The sequence below is a fragment of the Aeromonas sp. Y311-2 genome (assembly GCF_027706025.1).
Classification (GTDB): Bacteria; Pseudomonadota; Gammaproteobacteria; order Enterobacterales; family Aeromonadaceae; genus Aeromonas; species Aeromonas veronii.
This window is the reverse complement of sequence record NZ_JAPDCL010000020.1, coordinates 25,746-42,310: the sequence shown is the minus strand read 5'-3', so window position 1 is coordinate 42,310 and position 16,565 is coordinate 25,746. Positions and strand designations below refer to the sequence as shown.

Below are 16,565 nucleotides of genomic sequence, written 5' to 3'. Positions count from 1 at the left end.
GGATAATACTGAGTCACCAACATGTGAACCTGGAATCAACCGCAAGATGGAAAAATGGCAGGCATGCAGCCTGCCATTTCACTAGCGAGGGGGATCTTATTCTCCCCTTCGCGATCAGGTTATTCGATTCCCGAGGCGGAAGCCGGTTTGATACTCCCGCTCGCGAACGAGGGCGATTTGACCCTGATATCCTTCCAGCCCGATATCCCTGAGCAGGGCGGGTGACAGATTGACCTGCACGAGACGACGCTCGACCCGGGCAATCCTTTTCTGGACCAGGGATTCAACACTGCGCAGTAAAACCAGTTCGATAGACATGACATTCTCCAGTTGAACATGCGGTTCTCCCGGAGAAAGTGGATATCACCCTGCGGGACGAACCGCGGGTGATAAAAAGACAGGGGTTACCTGTTTACGCCACGCGGTAAAAGAGCACGAGATTTCACGCCGCACGCAGTGCCGCGAGAGAATGCAATATTGAGCATCAGATGTTGCATTTTCGTCTCCTTACCGGGTAAAAGTTGAACAGGTTGCAGAAGTCTAAAAAATATCCGAATTTAACACAAGCCTCTTGCGACTCCTTTTTAAACGTTTTTACGGCATTTTATGCTGCCCGACAGGAGCCTGGGGCATCAGATCCCCGAGAGTAGCCGGTACTCTTCCAGTACATAGGTATCCGTCATGCCGCTGACATAATCGAGCAGCAACCGCACCCGGTAATACCACTCCTGCTCGTTCTGGCAGGCAAATCGCGGATCCGGGGTGGCAATCGCCAATCGATAGGCCTTGAGATGGCGGGCCGAGAGACGGTGATAGAGGCGGCGCGCAAAGAACAGCGCCTGACTCCCCTCCCCGGCCAGCAGACGGGCAAACTGTGGCGCTGGCAGCGACAACAGGCAGGCATAACTGGTCAGCACCCCGCGCAGCGCCGCATACCCCTCCAGCTCAAGCGCTTCCACCTCGGGGCGCATAAAGACCAGCTCGCGGGCCACCCGTTTGAGGATATCGAGCACCCGCGCCGCCGGCGCCTGACCGTGCAGCAGCGCTTGCGGATAGGATCCCTGCAAAATGGCCTGATGTTCGCTGACATAGCTCTGCGCCGCCAGCGCAACCAGATCCCGGGTAAGTTGCTGGCGAAAATGGGGGAAAAAGCCCCGACCAGAAGCCAGCGCCTCATCCAGCAAGGTGCCCATGTAGTCACTCTGGTCAGCAGCTCGCAGCGCCGCCAGCAGTTCACCCTGAGTCAGGATCCTCCGATCTACCGCATCTTCCAGGTCGGCGATGCAGTAGGAGATGTCATCGGCCGCCTCCATGATGTAGACCAGCGGATGACGGCAGCCGGGGGCCAATCCCAGGCTCTGACCGAGGGCGCGGTAGAGCGGCTGCTCGCTAAAGAAGATGCCCCGCTTGCTGCTCCAGCCATGATGCTGGCCATAACTCACCCCGGGTTGCGGCTGCTGCGGGTATTTGCAGAGTGCCGCCAGTTGTCCGAGTGTCAGGTTGAGCTCGTGCAAGCTGTGCACCAGCCGCAGACTCTGGGCGTTGCCATCAAACAGTTGCAGATCCTGACGCAATTCAGCCCACTGGGCCGAAGGTGGCTGCGCCAGCGCCTGCTGATAGAGGGGATCGAGCATCTCGCCGAGCCACTGGCTCATCACCTGCTCGCCAAAGTGGCCAAACGGCGGGTTGCCCACGTCATGAAGCAGGCAGGACATCTCCACCAGATTGATAAAAGCCCCTTCGCAGACCGTGCCTGCTGGCAAGGCAGCCAGAATGCGGCGGCTGATCTGGCGGCCGGTCTCCTGCACCTCCAGCGAGTGGGTGAGACGGCTGCGCACCGAGGCCTTCACATCGAGCGGAAAGACCTGGGTCTTCTGCTGCAACCGACGCACCGGCGCGGCCTGCACGATACGGGCGCGATCCTGCTCGGTCGCCTCCAGCAGCTCCTCATTCCCCCAAGGGTGGATGCGCGCGGGGGTAATCAAACGGCTATACATCTCGCAGCTCCTTGCCAGCAACTTCCATCAGACTCAAGACAGCAACCAGCGCCGCAGACGGGCGATATCGCCCGGATATTCCCGGCGCAGCGTCTCAATCCAGTCTTCCACGTTTTCCCACCAGGCGGGGTGATCCGGGCTCTGGATCAGCTGGGCCGTCTGCTGCAGTCGACGCAGACCGATGGAGCCTGCCGCCCCTTTTATCTTGTGTGCTTCTTCCACCACGCCGGCCTGATCCTTGGCAATCATGTTGGAGTCGAGCACCGCCATGTAGTCCGGCATCATCTTCTCGAACAGATCAACGCTGGAGAGCAGCACCTGCTTTCCCACGGTATCGGCGTAATCGGTGAGGAAGGGGATATCCAGCAGGGCATCCTGGTTGCCCGCATCCGCCTGCTCGTCCGCTTCATCCTCGGCCAGATCGGCAAACAGGTGACCAATCACCTCCCGCACCGCTTTGGAGCCAAGCGGCTTGTTAATGACATCCTGCATGCCGTGATCCCGATAATACTGGCGATCGCCGGTAGAGTTGGCGGTGAGCGCCACCATGGGTGGCAGGCTGTCGCCATAACGCTCTAGCAGGGTTTTCGCCACATCAAAGCCGGTCATGTCCGGCAGCTGGATATCGAGCAAAATGAGGTCGAAATCATCCGGGTTGGCCATCGCCAACGCCTGGGTGCCGTCTCGTGCCACCTGCACCTGATGACCCAGCTTGCCCAGCAGGGCGCAGGCTACTGTCACGTTAAGCTCCACATCCTCCACCAGCAGGATATCGAGGGAGGGCATCTCCTCCTCCTGCTCTGGCAACACAGGCTCGGCGCAAGCCACTTCCAGCTCGGCGGTAAAGCAGGAGCCTTCGCCCGGATCGCTGTCCACATAGAGCTGCCCGCCCATCGCCTGCACCAGCTGACGGGAGACCGCGAGGCCAATGCCGGTGCCGGTGGCGTGCTTCTTGCCCTGCACCTGATAGTACATGGCGAAGATCTTCTCCTGCTGGGCGCGCGGGATGCCGATGCCGGTATCCTCCACCTCGAAGTGCAGGGCCAGCTTGCCCGGCTCGTCGGCTGGATGGGAGAGACAACGCACGGTGACGCCCCCCTCATCGGTAAACTTGACCGCGTTGCCCACCAGATTCCACAGCACCTGACGCAGGCGGGTACCGTCAGCCATCACAAATTGCGGCATGTCGCCATCGCGATCGAAATGGAGATAGAGCCCCTTCTGCTCCGCCTGAATGCGCGACAGGGTCTCCAGCTCGTCGAGGAAGGCAGGCAGGTCGATACGGGTTGGCGCAATTTCGAGGCGACGGCGATCCAGTTTGTCCAAGTCGATGATGTCGTTGAAGATATTGCCAAGGGTCACCGCACTCAGGTGAATGGTCTTGAGCTGCTGATGCTGTTTGGGATCGAGGGGGGTATCCATCAGCATCCGGCTTAAGCCCACAATGCCGTTGAGCGGGGTGCGCAACTCGTGGCTGATGGTGGAGATAAAGGTGGTCTTGTCACGGCTCGCCTTCTCCAGCTTGTCCTGATACTGCTTGCGCTCGGTGATGTCGCGGCCAAAACCGAGCAGGCCGAGTCGCTTGCCGAAGCGGTCGAAGAAGGGCACCTTGCGCAGCTCGAAGTAAGCCTTGCGGCCATCGGGATACTCCAGCCACTGCTCGTAGGTGAGCGGCTCGTTGCTGGCAAAGACCTGCTTGTCGGTCTCCACCACCTTGTTGGCGATCTCCTGCTTGTAGACATCGAACGGGGTCAGACCGATCAGCTCGGCCTCCACCTTGCCGGTCAGCTCTTCCATGGCGCGGTTGCAGCCGGAGAACTGCTCATCCTCGTTGCGGTAGTAGACCAGATCGGGGGAGCAGTCGATAAAGGAGCGCAGCAGCGCGGTGCGCTCCCCCAGATGGAGCTGGGCTTTCTCCCGCTGGAACACCTCGTTCTCGAGATCCTCGATGGCCTGCAGACGCAGGCTCTCGGCCCGATTGGTTTCGGCAATCTGGGCGTTGAGACGGCTGATGTTCTCCTGCAGCTGGGTATTGAGCTCCAGATCCCGCTCGCGCATATCTTGCAGCTTGCGCACCATCCGGCTCAGTCGTTGACGGGAATCCTCCAGCTGATCCACCACGATGGAGAGAAAATAGACCGCCCAGGGAGTCACCAGCAGGCCAAAGAAGACCGAGCGAACGAAGTCGATCACATCGATATTGCCGCGCAGGAACAGGGTCACCCCCATCTGGATGGCGACCGCCAGCACGATAATGCCCGCCGCCAGGAACATGCTGAAGCGCACCAGTCCCAGCTTGGTCATCAGATCGACATAATATTGCGCCCAGGATTTAATCTGTTTCATCTTATTGTTTTCCCCCGATATTCGCGGTACAGAATACCAGCACAACCGAGTGAACTCTTCTTAATCTCGCACAATTAATTAACGATTCGCCGAATGAAATGAGTGGGTTAGGATAATTGGCAATATTGAGTCAGTTGCCATTAAGTTTTTTTCTTTATACTCACCGGCTGAAATAATTCACAACCATTTAATTTAGGAGTTATCCGATGCGCAACACCACCTTGCTGGGCCTGGGCCTGCTGGTCGCAAATAGTGCTTATGCTGATTTGGGTGAAATTCCCAAGGAGTCTGGCTGGTCCGGTTTCCTGCTTGGCGGGGTCAGTGTCATCAATTACGAATCGAATTTTTATAGTGGTGATGATGAAAACCGCCGCCTGAGCGGACTGGGCAGTGCCGAGAGCAGCTCCGCCGTTGCCCCGCTGCTCAACGCCGATATCCGCTACACCTTTGCCGATACCCGCACCCAGGTCTTCCTCGGTAACCTGATCCAGGATGCCATCCGTTTCGACTTCACCCAGCAGCTCGGTATCCGTCAGGAGATGAGCGACAAGGGCATCGTAGCTGGCTCCGTGGTCTTTAATGCCATGCCGACCGAGCAGTGGAGCGATCCCTTCGCCGTAGGCGTTGATCGCCAGTCGACCGATATCAAGTCAAAAGGGGTGCGCTTCGCCTGGGACAGCATCTGGGGTAGCAACTTCAATGGCAGCCTGACCACCCGCAACATCGAGGTGGATGAGGAACGCAGCGGCCAGCAATACGATAAGGATAACCAGACAAACTATGCAGCCAAGCTGGATCGCAACGGCAAGATCCACGCCCTCGACCTCTCCTACAAATGGCAGCTGGCACCCGGTCAAATTCTGGAGCCAGCCTTTATCTACCGCCAAGCCGATCTGGACGGCAGCGCCCAAAGCTACAAGAGCAACGGCCTCCAGTTGACCTACGGCATGCGCGCTTCCCAGTGGTCTTTCGTCAGCAACGCCTATCTGGGCCAGACCAAATATGATGAAGCCAATCCAATCCCTGACTTTGGTAACAAAAAAGCCGACTCCGACGAGTTTGCCCTGACCGGCACCTTCTTCTGGCACCGCCCGTTCGGTATTGCTCCGCTCTCCGCAACCTTTACCGCTGGCTATGCCAAGTCCGATTCCGACATCAACTTCTACGATTCTGAATCAGTGATGTTCAACACCGGCCTGCTCTACAACTTCTAACGACAGTTGTGCGCACCGATACAACAAGGCCACCCGAAGGTGGCCTTGTTGCTATCCGGCGTTTGCTTCAGATACCCAGAGAGTCGAGCAGATCGTCGTGATCGTTGGCAACCGGGGCCGCAGCCTGAGCCGGCTTGGCGGCATCCTGCTTGGCCTGGGCGATCAGCGCATCGGGATCCAGCTCCTCGTGCTCCATCCCCTCATTGTGGATGCGGATGAACTCGGTTTTGTCCATCGCCAGCTCCAGATAGAAGATGTTGTTGCGGGCGGTGAAGAAGGTAACGCGGCGGGACTCCGGGCTGTCGAGATTGGTATCGACGCTCAGCATTACCTGCTTGTTGAGGGCCAGCATCTTCGGCTGGTTCTGGGTGATGTGGGTCTGCAGATCCCGACCCACCTTGACGGTGAAGCTGCCGACGATCTGGTTCATCAGCTCGCCCATCACGTTGCTCACCTCGTCAGAGGTGTGGGAGATGGCGAGATCCTCCTTGGAGAGCCCCATGCTCAGCATGTAGCTCTCGTACAGCTCCATGGCGGCGGCGGCGGAGAAGTTGATCACCACCAGACCGGAAAAACCGCCATCGAACAGCACGAAGCAGCCGATATCCGGCTTGAGGCAGGTCTTGCTGATCCGCTGCACCATGCCGGAAAACCGCACCTGACTCATGGTCGCGGCACTCAAAACGTCCGTCACCGAGTTGCACAGGCTGAGCAGCACATCCTCTGTGGTCAATACGGCATCGTCATCGGATCTTGTCACTATCATGGGACCTTCCTGAACATCGAAAATGGGCTTATCTATACCATAACTCTAACAGATGGCGCGGCCCGGAGACTGAAATAGCGACACGCCTCTCAGTTGACTCCATTATCAGCAGCCACAGGGGTGAAACCGCTCAGCTTGGCGAGCCGGGCACGCCATATATCGGCCTGCTGTGCCAAAACTTGTGGCTCATAAGGCACGACCGGATGAGCGCCCCAGATGGGGCCTGGCCAGGCGCGATCCGTCACAAAGCGGGCTACATGGTGAAGATGGAGTTGCGGCACCAGATTGCCCAGCGCGCCGATGTTGATCTTGTCCGGGCTGAGGGCCTGTTCCATCAGGGCGGCGACGGCGCAGGACTCCTGCATCAGCTGTTGCTGCTGCTCCGGCGCCAGATGGTGAATTTCCCGCAGGTTGGCTACTCGCGGTACCAGGATCAGCCAGGGATACTGGCTGTCTTTGGCCAGCAAGACACGGCAGAGGGGCAGATCCCCGAGCCACCGGGTATCTGCCTGCAGGCGTGAATGCAATTCAAACATGAAAACCTCGTTGAGTACGATGAACAGAGCGCCTGAAAAAAGGAGTGTCCACGTTACTGCAACGGGCAGAAAACTTAAAGCTGTGGCACGGCCCAACCGATAAAGCGCTTGCGCAGGGCCGGGTCTGCCTGGAGGAACAACTGCTGCAACTGCCCTTCCAGCTCGCTGGCAGCCACAACGGGTTGCGCCCCACCGGAGAGCGTAGCGGTTGGTTGTGTAGTCACAGCGACGGCCGTCAGCGCCGCCTTGCCGCCGCTGCGGTTGTATTCAGCCAGTTTGCCATTCCAATCCACCCCAAGCAGCATGCCACTGGTCACCAGCACATCCTGCTGGATGGCAAGCGCGCGGCCATTCTCCTGCAGCGCCACCACCGGATCCTTGGCATAGGCCTGCATCCCCCGCTCGTCTCCCGGTACGCTGGCCGTCAGCTGCAAATGCTGATTGCTGCCCTGATAGCGCACCACCTGCGGCTCGGAACGTACCTGCCGATCATTCTCGCTGCTGCTGCGACTGGGGATCACCCCCTCGAAGCGCACCAGCAGTTGCTGTTCGCCATCCGCCAGGGTGGCATGCTGCTCATCCTGCAAGGTGCCGTTGCTCACCGCGAGGATGCGGAAATTCTCCGGCACCTTCACGTCCACCATGGCCTGTACACTGCCGGCCCCCAAGACTGCACAGAGCAGTACAAAACCGGTCAACCCTCTATTGTTCTTCATTCCCGCTGATCTTCCTGATGCCGATGATGGGCGCAGGGTAGCAGCCGAAGATGACAGAAAAATAACGCCGCTCAGAGCAGGTAGTGGGGTCGCTCGGCAAACCACTGGGCCAACACCTGCTTGAACAGCCGGATCTTGCGCGGCACCCGTCGCTGCTGGGCGTGCAGCACATGGAGCTGATGCAGGCCGCTCTGCCACTCGTCGAGCACGGTCACCAGCTCCCCTGCCGTCAGCAGCGATTCCACCAGCATCAGCGGGCACTTGGCATAGCCCATACCGGCGCGCGCCAATTGCAACACGGTACTGTAATGGTTGGCCCGCACCTTGCCCTGCACCAGAATGTGGGCCTCTTCACCCTCACAGATAAAGTGCCACTGCTCCCAGGCCGGATTGTGCCCCTGCAACAGGCAGCTGCGCCCGCTCAGCTCATAGGGAGTGGCAGGACGCCCCTCTCGCGCCACCAGTGCGGGGCTCGCCACCACCACATCCTTGAGCCGCCCCAGCGGCAGGGCCACCAGATTGTCCGGCACCTCGCTCATGGCGCGCAGGGCGATGTCGTTTTCTCCCTGACTCATGTCGACCATCTGGTTGGTGAAATTGAGTTCCACCTCCACTCCCGGACAGAGCGCGGCAAAGCTGGTCAGCAGTTCGCTCACCATGCGGTCGCCGGTGCTGACCGGGCAGGTAAAGCGCAGCCGTCCGCCATCCTCTTCGGTCAGCGCCTGAATATCCTGCTCCGCTTGCCGCGCCAGCGCGAAGATCTCCCCCGCCTGCTGGTAGAGGGTCTTGCCCGCCTCGGTCAGACTGAGGCGGCGGGTGGTGCGCTGCAACAGTTGTGCATTGAGGGAGGCCTCCAGCGCGCTGACGTGGCGGCTCAGCATCCCCTTACTCACTCCCAGCGTATCGGCAGCGGCCGAGAAACTGCCGCGCAGCACCACCTCATAAAAGCTGGCCAGATGGGCGATATCCATCATTAGCTCCAATATGGAAACAATTGGTTTATTTTACGCGCTTTTTCGCATTTTCTGTTGCGCTAGAATCGATCCATCCCAACCAGGAGTGATGCAGATGAAAATTGTGATTGTGGGTGCCTCCGGCACCGTCGGCTCCGCGGTCAGTGAACTGCTTGCCAAAGATCATCAGGTGATCCGGGTCGGCCACAGTCGTGGCGATGCCACGGTCGACATGCGTGATCCCGCCTCCATCAAGGCGCTGTTTGCCCAGGTGGGCCAGTTTGATGCACTGGTTGTCGCCAGCGGCAGCGTGGCCTTCAACGGCCTGACCGAGATGACCGACGAGCAGTGGCAGGTGGGACTGGAGAGCAAGCTGATGGGCCAGATCAACCTGACCCGAGCCGCCATTCCCTATCTGACTGACAAGGGTTCCATCACTTTGATCAGCGGCATCCTGAGCGAGGAGCCGATCAACTGGGGCGTGAGCACCAGCACAGTCAACGGCGCCATCGATCACTTTGTGAAAGCGGCCGCCTGCGAGCTGCCACGAGGCCTGCGCATCAACGTGGTGAGCCCCACCGTGCTGGCGGAGTCGATGGACAAATACGCCGACTTCTTCCCGGGGTTCGTGCCGGTGCCAGCCGCCAAGGTGGCGCAGGCTTACAAGAAGTCGGTGTTGGGCATCCAGACCGGTCAGGTGTTCAGGGTCAACGGCTGATCGCCGCTCGCTTGCCGCCAGACCAGTAATAAAAACGGGCCCCGCAATGGGGCCCGTCTGTTTCTCTGCCTATATCCCTCACTATCAGCAAACGTTTGTTTGTTGGCGACAAAAAAAGAGAGCAACCCTTAGTCGATCAGACCGTACTGCTCACGCAGCACCTCGATGATCTCCTGCTTGGGATTGGCAGAACGCGCCAACTTGTGGCCGATTATCTTCTCGGCGATCCCGACATAGGTGTTGGAGATATCCATCATCACTTCGGTCGGCAGCTTGTTGTCGCGGGCCAGGGCAAAACGTTCCGGCATGCGGTTCTTGTTGAGCAGGATGTCCGGATCCGGGAAGTGGTTGAGCAGCCACTGACGGAAACCCTCTTTGGACTTCTCGACAATCTGACCGTCGCGCAGGGCCGCGCCATCCCAGATACGGGAGCTGTCGGGGGTGCCCACTTCATCCATGTAGATCAGCTTCTCGTTGCCCGCCGCATCGTGGACGTAACCAAACTCGAACTTGGTATCGACGAAGATCTGATCCAGCCCGGCCAGCGCGTCGCTGATGACGTTGAAGCCCTCTTTGAGCAGCACTTCGTAGCGGTCGATGTCGGCCGGTTTGCTGAAGTTAAAGCCCTTATAATGGCGCTCGATATCGGCACGGGAGACGTTGACGTCATCGGCTTCCGGCACGCCATCCAGCCCTTTCAGCACGCCCTTGGTGGAGGGAGTGATGAGGATCTCCGGCAGTTTCTGATCCTTTTTCAGCCCTTCCGGCAGGGTGATGCCGCAGAACTCGCGCTCGCCATCCTTGTAGGCACGCCACATGGAGCCGGTGATGTACTGGCGGGCAATCGCCTCGATCATCACCGGACGGGCTTTTTGCACGATCCAGACGAAGGGGTGCGGAATATCCAGAATGTGGCTGTCGGCCAGTCCCTTCTCCTTGAACAGCTTGAACCAGTGGCTGGAGATGGCGTTGAGCGCCGCCCCTTTGCCCGGCACGCCGTTCAGGCCATCCACACCTTGCCAGATGCAATCGAAGGCCGAGATGCGATCGCTGATCACCATGAGGGCGAGAGGCGCATCGGCCGGCACATCATAGCCTTTCTCTTTTATGAGCCGGGCACTGTCTTCGGGGGTCAACCAGTAGACGCTGCGCACTTTGCCGGAATGGACAGGTTTATCGGTACGGATCGGCAAATCGTCATTCACCGCCAATACTTGATCTGCAAGACTCATGGCTAATAACACTTCCTGTTTGTGGGGGGTAAACATCGCGAGTTACTCACCTGCGCGCTCTGTTTGCAACGGGCTGGCAAGGGGGCTCGCATCATCGAAAACCGCTCGGAATCCCCGCGTTTTCAGGGGGATTTTGATAACAAAACAGGGGCACAAGGCCCCTGTATTTATTCTGCTTTTGCTGCTGCCTGATCGGCCAGCCCCTTGGCGAACGCCTCGGACAGGCTGATATACATCTGGGAGATAACCCCGGACGATACCGGCTTCTTGTCCTTGTCGAACAGGGTGATGGAGGTCTTGCCTCCCGCCATTTCGCCAAGCTGGAAGCGGTATTTCTCCTCCTCCAGTTTGAACGGCTCGCTCCCTTTCGCCTTCCAGAACTCGGCACCCGGCTCTTCGTACTCGACGTCGATCCAGCCCAGAGACTGCTGGGTATCCTTGATGGTGAAACCATAAGCGGGCAGTACCTGGTTGAGGCGACGCCACACCTGATCAAAGGAGCCTTCGGCAATCCAGGCGCTCAGCTCGTTGTTGTCCAGACCCAGTTGCAGACCCATGCCATCGTTGGACTTGTGCTGCTCGCGGGCTTTCAGCTGGCTGTCGTAATAGAGCGAGAACTGGTTCAGCACTCGCGCGGCATAGCGCTGGGCATCGGCTGGGGTCAGCTTGTTGCTGGTCTCGCCGTCGATGGTCTCTTCGTGATCCAGTACCCGGACCGACATGTTGACGGCGTGGCGCTGGGCATCGTTGCGTACGGTGAACTGGTAACGCTGACGAATTTTGAAGTCTTCGTCATCTTCGCCCCAGCCATCGAGGGCGACTGTGTTGTCAAACCAGCCGGTCTGCAATACGCCATCCTGCTGATCCAGCTTCTCGGTGGTGACCTTGTATTTGGCCAGGAAGTTCATCAGGAACGACCAGGTATCGCGCTCCACGCTCTGGCTGGTGCTCAGGGCATAGAAGGCAACGGTCGGTTCGGTTGCGCTCTGCACGACCTGACTACCCGGTACCACGGTCAGCAGCTGAGCGGGTGGGCGCACATCGACCTGGGCGCCGAGGGCACCTTCACGGCTGCTCTCGGGAAGCGGCGGGATATCGTACTGGCTGTTGAAGGTGGGGGCACTCAATCCTGCGGGGATCAAGAACGCGCGGCCCTCGAGGCGGGCATCTTCATAACCGAAGTCGCGGTTGGCCATTTTGCGATCCTGGGGGGTGCTGCAACCGGCCAAGACGGCCACAGTCGCAACGCTCAGCACCAGACGGGCTCTATTTCCCTTTCCATTAGATTTAAACACTCGCCATCAACTCCGCTGTGGTCAGTGCTCGCGCCATCAGCTGTTCGCCCTCGGGGGTGAGGTCAACCAGCGGCAGGCGCAAGGTGGCTGTTGCAATCAACCCCAGTTGGGCACAGGCCCATTTCACCGGGGTGGGGCTCGGTTCGCAGAACAGAGTCTTGTGCAACGGCATCAAGAGATTGTTGATGTCATGCGCCTGCCCGGCATCACCGGCCAGCGCAGCACGACACATGTCGGCCATCTGGGCCGCTGCAATATTGGTGGTGACCGAAATCACGCCATCGCCACCTTGCAGCATAAAATCACAACCAGTGGCATCGTCGCCACTGTAGAGAGCAAACTCCGGCCCGCACAGCTCGCGCAGCAGCGGGGTGCGGCTCAAATCGCCGGTTGCCTCTTTCAAACCGATAATGCCGGGAACCTTGGCCAGACGGGCCACGGTCTCCGGTTTGAGATCGCAACAGGTGCGACCGGGCACATTATAAAGAATTTGGGGCAGACCACTAGCCTCGGCGATCGCACAATAGTGGCGATAGAGACCTTCCTGAGTGGGCTTGTTGTAGTAAGGAGTCACCGAGAGACCCGCCACCACGCCGGTTTTGGCCAGTCGCTTTGCCAATTCAATGGCATGGGCAGTATTGTTGGAGCCGCAACCGGCGATGACGGGAATGCGTCCGACGGCATACTCAACGGTCTTTTCAACGACGGCGATATGCTCCTGCTCGCTCAGGGTCACCGATTCCCCTGTGGTACCCACCGCAACAATGGCACTGGTCCCGGCGCTGACATGATAGTCGACCAGTTTGGCCAGACTGGCCCAATCGACTTCACCTGAAACCAGCATGGGGGTAACGAGCGCAACAATACTACCGCGTAACATGGACTTTTCTCCCGATTTTCAGGGGCGTAATGGTAAAGCTGACCCCTTTGAAAAACAAGGGAGAGAGGGGGCAAGCCGTGATATCATCCGGAACAAAAAGTAATGGACGAAAGTCGGCAACGTCCCTCAGGGAGTGGTCATCAGGGCCGGAGGGTTGGCTTGCCAGCGCGGCTTTCGCAACGAAATAACGGACGAGAGAAGATTTATGACTCACTACCTGGTCGTAACGGCCATCGGCACGGACAGGCCTGGCATCGTCAATGAAGTGACCCGCCACGTCAGTGGCTGTGGTTGCAACATTGTGGACAGCCGCCTTGGCATCTTCGGCAATGAATTTACCTTTATCATGCTGCTCTCGGGCGACTGGAACAGCATGATGCAACTCGAAATCAGCCTGCCCCTGCGTAGCCAGGAGTGGGATCTCATCACCATGATGAAACGCACCGAACGCCACCAGTCCCTGCAGTATGACATCCGCGCCAGTGCCGACCTGTTGATCCGCGACGAGCCCGGCATCGTAAGCCAGTGCACCCAGTTCTTCAGCGAACATGGCTGGAACATTCAGGCGATGCAATCCATGACCCTGGAGCAGCAGCCGTTCAACCTGCTGAAGATCAGTTTTCAGCTCAATCTGGCCAGAGAGGGTGAAGTGGAAGGTTCGCAAACCGCCTTCGCCGAATTCTGTCGTCAACTGGGTGCCGAATCGTTCGAGTTTATCGTCAATCGCAAACACGCCTGAGGGCGTTTTACCCGAGGAGACCCCATGCAACCACTACAAGCTGGCAGCCCCGCCCCCGATTTCTCCCTGCCCGACCAGAATGGCAATCAGGTCAGCCTCGCTGGCCTGCGCGGCAAGAAGGTGCTGGTCTATTTCTACCCCAAGGCGATGACCCCCGGCTGCACCACCCAGGCCTGCAGCCTGCGCGATGTGAACGCCGAGTTGGCCGCCCTCAATGTGGTGGTGCTTGGCATCAGCCCGGACCCGGCCAAACGGCTGAAAAAGTTCGAAGAGCGGGACCAACTCAACTTCACTCTGCTGGCCGATGAGGACCACGCCGTCGCGGATGCCTTTGGCGTCTGGGGCCCGAAGAAGTTCATGGGCAAAGAGTATGACGGCATTCACCGTCAGAGCTTCCTGATCGACGAAGAGGGCAAGATTGCCCACCACTTCGACAAGTTCAAAACCAGCGATCACCATCAGGTGGTACTGGATTTCCTCAAGGGGTAACCCTCCCCTGCGTCATTGAAAGGTCTGCCATGCAGGCCTTTTTTGTCTGGTCAACCGCCCCTTGCCAACGGATTTTTCTCACCAACTCCCCCGCCCAGATCAAAAAATTCATTTTATATATGGGTTAACGTGACCCCAGAATCATCTTCCAGCGAGATATCCCATGAACATGAGCAACACTGAGCGTTTGATCCTGAGCAACCAGTACGAAATTCTGGCGAAACTCAATCCGGAGAAAGCGGACGTCTACCAGCGCGCCAGCACCATCATCGAGCGTGGCTACTGCCTGCAGATCCTCGAGCTGGAGAAGAGCTTCGGCCATCTGGATCTGGCGACCTGCCAGGAGGTAATCGACACCCTGGAGCTGCACCACGCACTGGCCATCTCATGGGGCAATCTGGATGCCGCCGATCAGGGCGAGATCAACGCCAGCCGGCTGGAGTTCAACGGCTACAGCCGCAGCCAGGAGCGTGAGCTGGCCGACTACGTCTGCTTCCTGCTGGAGGTGGACAAGCGCTTCCCCGAGCTCAAGTGCCCGTGCGACGAGCTCTCCAGCGACATCGCCATGCGCGACAAATACCAGCGGATGCTGACTGTATGGCGTCAGTGCCCTCGTCAGTACAAGCTCTCCATCCAGGAGATCCGCAAGGTACTGGCAGCCTGATCCGCACACCAATCGCAACAAAAAAGGCGCCACTGGCGCCTTTTTGCATCTGAAACGGGTTATTCGTAGAGAAAGGATTTATCGAGCTGCTGGAATGCGGCCTTGAGGGTATCGGCCAGCTCTTCATAGCGTGGCTGAGACACCAGCTGACGGCGGCCACCCTGCTCGTTCATCTTGCCGTTGATCTCCCGATACCAGCTAGCCAACGACGGGGGCAATCGGGTGTCGGCACGCTGACCGAGCCAGTAGTAACCTTGCAGCGGCAAACTGAGCAGAAACAGCACGGAAGTGATGACAGAGGGCCAGTAGTGAAGCTCGCCAAACTGGAACTGCAGCATCACGCTCAACACCGCCAGCGCGGGGATCACCTTGAGGGCGAACTCGGTCGCCTTGATCACCCGATTTTCAGGAAACATCGAATTGAGCTCGGGACGGCGCGGCCAAAGCGTCATATAATGGCGGCCTTGCTGTAACTTAGTTCCAAAAATGTTCATGCTCATACTACCTCCGAGCGCTTTTTGAACGTACTAACGGCAAAACCTCGACAAAATTTGATGCAAAGTAACAAAGGTTGAGGATGACTTTGTTATTTTTCAACAATCGGGTTATCCTTTGTACGCCCATTTTTGCGTCAAAAGCGTCTTGCTATTGACCTGTCAGGGACGTCTGGATTTCGGGTCTTGTATCACTATACAAGGGGCAAGCAACAGATTGCCAACCCTCATAAGGATAAGTTGAAAGTTTTTGGCCGCACCGCGTCCAACGCATCCGCCTACACAACCCAATCTGCGATAGGATTTATTCATGAGTAAGCTGGTTCTTGTTCTTAACTGTGGCAGCTCTTCCCTGAAGTTTGCCGTCATTGACGCAACCACCGGTGATGACCTGCTGTCCGGCCTGGCCGAGTGCTTCAACCTCGACGATGCCCGCATCAAGTGGAAACTGAATGGCGAGAAAGGCAGTGCCGATCTGGGCGCGGGTGCCGCTCACCAGGAAGCGCTGGACTTCATCGTCAACAAGATCCTGCCGCTCAATCCGGAACTGTCCAAGAACCTGATCGCCATCGGTCACCGTGTTGTTCACGGTGGCGAGCGCTTCACCTCTTCCGTTGTCATCTGCGAAGACGTGATTGCCGGCATCGAAGCTGCTGTTCCGTACGCCCCCCTGCACAACCCGGCTCACCTGATCGGTATCCGTGAAGCTCGCCGCGTATTCCCGGCGCTGGCTGACAAGAACGTGGCCGTATTCGATACCGCGTTCCACCAGACCATGCCGGAAGAAGCCTTCCTGTACGCCCTGCCGTACAAGCTCTACAAAGAGAACGGCATCCGTCGCTACGGAGCCCACGGCACCAGCCACTACTACATCAGCCTGGAAGCTGCCAAGCAGCTGAACAAGCCGGTTGAAGAGCTGAACATCATCAACTGCCACCTGGGCAACGGCGGTTCCGTCTGCGCCATCAAGAACGGCAAATCCGTTGATACCTCAATGGGCCTGACTCCGCTGGAAGGTCTGGTGATGGGTACCCGTTCCGGTGATCTGGACCCGGCCATCATCTTCTTCCTGCACGACAAGCTGGGCATGAGCGTGGCCGATATCAACACCATGCTGACCAAAGAGTCCGGCCTGCAGGGTCTGACTGAAGTGACCTCCGACTGCCGTTTCGTTGAAGACAACTACGACAGCAAAGAAGAAGCCAAGCGTGCTATGGACGTTTACTGCTATCGCCTGGCCAAGTACATCGGCGCCTACGCTGCCGCCATGGACGGTCGTCTGGACGCCGTTGTTTTCACCGGTGGTATCGGTGAAAACTCCGCCCCGATCCGTGAAATCACCCTGAACAAGCTGGGTCTGCTGGGCTTTGACGTCGATCACGACGCCAACCTGAAGGCTCGTTTCGGCAAGGGTGGCGAGATCACCAAGGCTGGTTCTACCAAGGCTCTGGTAATCCCGACCAACGAAGAGTGGGTTATCGCCCACGACGCGCTGGAACTGGTCGGCGCTTAATTGACGCAGTAAC

At 58.3% G+C, this 16,565-nt stretch carries 17 protein-coding genes; 6 read left to right on the top strand and 11 right to left on the bottom strand.

Going from position 1 to position 16,565, the window contains the following annotated elements; translation table 11 throughout:
• Positions 1-114: 114 nt before the first annotated feature.
• The 3 genes from OKC42_RS17035 to arcB form a co-directional block, all read right to left on the bottom strand.
• Positions 115-318, bottom strand: coding sequence for a hypothetical protein (locus OKC42_RS17035; RefSeq protein WP_076492755.1), 204 nt, complete (start codon positions 316-318; stop codon positions 115-117).
• A 314-nt stretch (positions 319-632) separates the two neighbouring features.
• Positions 633-1,997 (bottom strand): dGTPase, encoded by a 1,365-nt coding sequence (gene dgt / locus OKC42_RS17030; RefSeq protein WP_270820317.1) that lies wholly within the window; start codon positions 1,995-1,997, stop codon positions 633-635.
• 33 nt (positions 1,998-2,030) lie between these two features.
• Complete coding sequence (gene arcB, locus OKC42_RS17025) at positions 2,031-4,343, bottom strand: aerobic respiration two-component sensor histidine kinase ArcB (protein ID WP_257123686.1); 2,313 nt, start codon at positions 4,341-4,343, stop codon at positions 2,031-2,033.
• Between the two features lie 206 nt (positions 4,344-4,549).
• On the opposite strand from arcB, the gene OKC42_RS17020 reads away from it, so the two are divergent.
• Positions 4,550-5,557: a DUF2860 domain-containing protein gene (locus tag OKC42_RS17020; protein WP_257687175.1), complete on the top strand. Its 1,008-nt coding sequence runs from the start codon at positions 4,550-4,552 to the stop codon at positions 5,555-5,557.
• 67 nt (positions 5,558-5,624) lie between these two features.
• Here the strand turns inward: OKC42_RS17020 and OKC42_RS17015 are convergent, their stop codons facing one another.
• The 4 genes from OKC42_RS17015 to OKC42_RS17000 form a co-directional block, all read right to left on the bottom strand.
• A complete protein-coding gene (locus OKC42_RS17015) occupies positions 5,625-6,323 on the bottom strand; it encodes a DUF3334 family protein (RefSeq protein ID WP_005339098.1) in 699 nt (232 codons plus the stop codon).
• Positions 6,324-6,412: 89 nt separating this feature from the next.
• A complete protein-coding gene (locus OKC42_RS17010) occupies positions 6,413-6,859 on the bottom strand; it encodes an HIT domain-containing protein (RefSeq protein WP_040065025.1) in 447 nt (148 codons plus the stop codon).
• Between the two features lie 74 nt (positions 6,860-6,933).
• Complete coding sequence (locus tag OKC42_RS17005) at positions 6,934-7,575, bottom strand: DUF2057 domain-containing protein (protein ID WP_270820314.1); 642 nt, start codon at positions 7,573-7,575, stop codon at positions 6,934-6,936.
• A gap of 71 nt (positions 7,576-7,646) precedes the next feature.
• On the bottom strand, positions 7,647-8,546 hold the full coding sequence (locus OKC42_RS17000; protein ID WP_257687200.1) for a LysR family transcriptional regulator: 900 nt from the start codon (positions 8,544-8,546) through the stop codon (positions 7,647-7,649).
• Between the two features lie 97 nt (positions 8,547-8,643).
• On the opposite strand from OKC42_RS17000, the gene OKC42_RS16995 reads away from it, so the two are divergent.
• A complete protein-coding gene (locus OKC42_RS16995) occupies positions 8,644-9,246 on the top strand; it encodes a short chain dehydrogenase (RefSeq protein WP_257687173.1) in 603 nt (200 codons plus the stop codon).
• 128 nt (positions 9,247-9,374) lie between these two features.
• Here the strand turns inward: OKC42_RS16995 and OKC42_RS16990 are convergent, their stop codons facing one another.
• The 3 genes from OKC42_RS16990 to dapA all read right to left on the bottom strand — a co-directional run bounded on the left by OKC42_RS16990 (position 9,375) and on the right by dapA (position 12,653).
• Entirely contained in the window at positions 9,375-10,478 is a 1,104-nt protein-coding gene (locus tag OKC42_RS16990; RefSeq protein ID WP_162506306.1) for a phosphoribosylaminoimidazolesuccinocarboxamide synthase, read from the bottom strand.
• Between the two features lie 167 nt (positions 10,479-10,645).
• Complete coding sequence (gene bamC / locus OKC42_RS16985) at positions 10,646-11,773, bottom strand: outer membrane protein assembly factor BamC (protein WP_005349235.1); 1,128 nt, start codon at positions 11,771-11,773, stop codon at positions 10,646-10,648.
• On the bottom strand, positions 11,766-12,653 hold the full coding sequence (gene dapA, locus OKC42_RS16980) for a 4-hydroxy-tetrahydrodipicolinate synthase (protein WP_257687172.1): 888 nt from the start codon (positions 12,651-12,653) through the stop codon (positions 11,766-11,768). The genes bamC and dapA overlap by 8 nt, the downstream gene beginning before the upstream one ends.
• Before the next feature lie 205 nt (positions 12,654-12,858).
• Here dapA and OKC42_RS16975 point away from each other — a divergent pair, with 205 nt between their 5' ends.
• From OKC42_RS16975 to OKC42_RS16965, 3 genes are all read left to right on the top strand, one after another.
• Positions 12,859-13,392: a glycine cleavage system protein R gene (locus OKC42_RS16975; RefSeq protein WP_064337273.1), complete on the top strand. Its 534-nt coding sequence runs from the start codon at positions 12,859-12,861 to the stop codon at positions 13,390-13,392.
• A 24-nt stretch (positions 13,393-13,416) separates the two neighbouring features.
• Positions 13,417-13,881, top strand: coding sequence for a thioredoxin-dependent thiol peroxidase (gene bcp, locus OKC42_RS16970; protein ID WP_005358255.1), 465 nt, complete (start codon positions 13,417-13,419; stop codon positions 13,879-13,881).
• A 163-nt stretch (positions 13,882-14,044) separates the two neighbouring features.
• Entirely contained in the window at positions 14,045-14,545 is a 501-nt protein-coding gene (locus OKC42_RS16965) for a YfbU family protein (protein WP_019446223.1), read from the top strand.
• 59 nt (positions 14,546-14,604) lie between these two features.
• Here the strand turns inward: OKC42_RS16965 and yfbV are convergent, their stop codons facing one another.
• Positions 14,605-15,045: a terminus macrodomain insulation protein YfbV gene (gene yfbV, locus OKC42_RS16960; protein ID WP_005339116.1), complete on the bottom strand. Its 441-nt coding sequence runs from the start codon at positions 15,043-15,045 to the stop codon at positions 14,605-14,607.
• A gap of 304 nt (positions 15,046-15,349) precedes the next feature.
• Between yfbV and OKC42_RS16955 the strand changes: the two genes are divergently transcribed.
• Complete coding sequence (locus tag OKC42_RS16955; RefSeq protein WP_005349210.1) at positions 15,350-16,552, top strand: acetate kinase; 1,203 nt, start codon at positions 15,350-15,352, stop codon at positions 16,550-16,552.
• The last annotated feature ends 13 nt before the right edge of the window (positions 16,553-16,565 follow it).

What these genes read in the sequence shown, in the direction of transcription:
- OKC42_RS17035 (WP_076492755.1), bottom strand. Translation starts at nt 318, where the DNA reads ATGTCTATCGAACTGGTTTTACTGCGCAGTGTTGAATCCCTGGTCCAG.
- OKC42_RS17005 (WP_270820314.1), bottom strand. Translation starts at nt 7,575, where the DNA reads ATGAAGAACAATAGAGGGTTGACCGGTTTTGTACTGCTCTGTGCAGTC.
- OKC42_RS17015 (WP_005339098.1), bottom strand. Translation starts at nt 6,323, where the DNA reads ATGATAGTGACAAGATCCGATGACGATGCCGTATTGACCACAGAGGAT.
- OKC42_RS17010 (WP_040065025.1), bottom strand. Translation starts at nt 6,859, where the DNA reads ATGTTTGAATTGCATTCACGCCTGCAGGCAGATACCCGGTGGCTCGGG.
- bcp (WP_005358255.1), top strand. Translation starts at nt 13,417, where the DNA reads ATGCAACCACTACAAGCTGGCAGCCCCGCCCCCGATTTCTCCCTGCCC.
- OKC42_RS16995 (WP_257687173.1), top strand. Translation starts at nt 8,644, where the DNA reads ATGAAAATTGTGATTGTGGGTGCCTCCGGCACCGTCGGCTCCGCGGTC.
- arcB (WP_257123686.1), bottom strand. Translation starts at nt 4,343, where the DNA reads ATGAAACAGATTAAATCCTGGGCGCAATATTATGTCGATCTGATGACC.
- OKC42_RS17000 (WP_257687200.1), bottom strand. Translation starts at nt 8,546, where the DNA reads ATGGATATCGCCCATCTGGCCAGCTTTTATGAGGTGGTGCTGCGCGGC.
- dapA (WP_257687172.1), bottom strand. Translation starts at nt 12,653, where the DNA reads ATGTTACGCGGTAGTATTGTTGCGCTCGTTACCCCCATGCTGGTTTCA.
- OKC42_RS16975 (WP_064337273.1), top strand. Translation starts at nt 12,859, where the DNA reads ATGACTCACTACCTGGTCGTAACGGCCATCGGCACGGACAGGCCTGGC.
- yfbV (WP_005339116.1), bottom strand. Translation starts at nt 15,045, where the DNA reads ATGAGCATGAACATTTTTGGAACTAAGTTACAGCAAGGCCGCCATTAT.
- dgt (WP_270820317.1), bottom strand. Translation starts at nt 1,997, where the DNA reads ATGTATAGCCGTTTGATTACCCCCGCGCGCATCCACCCTTGGGGGAAT.
- OKC42_RS16955 (WP_005349210.1), top strand. Translation starts at nt 15,350, where the DNA reads ATGAGTAAGCTGGTTCTTGTTCTTAACTGTGGCAGCTCTTCCCTGAAG.
- OKC42_RS16965 (WP_019446223.1), top strand. Translation starts at nt 14,045, where the DNA reads ATGAACATGAGCAACACTGAGCGTTTGATCCTGAGCAACCAGTACGAA.
- OKC42_RS17020 (WP_257687175.1), top strand. Translation starts at nt 4,550, where the DNA reads ATGCGCAACACCACCTTGCTGGGCCTGGGCCTGCTGGTCGCAAATAGT.
- OKC42_RS16990 (WP_162506306.1), bottom strand. Translation starts at nt 10,478, where the DNA reads ATGAGTCTTGCAGATCAAGTATTGGCGGTGAATGACGATTTGCCGATC.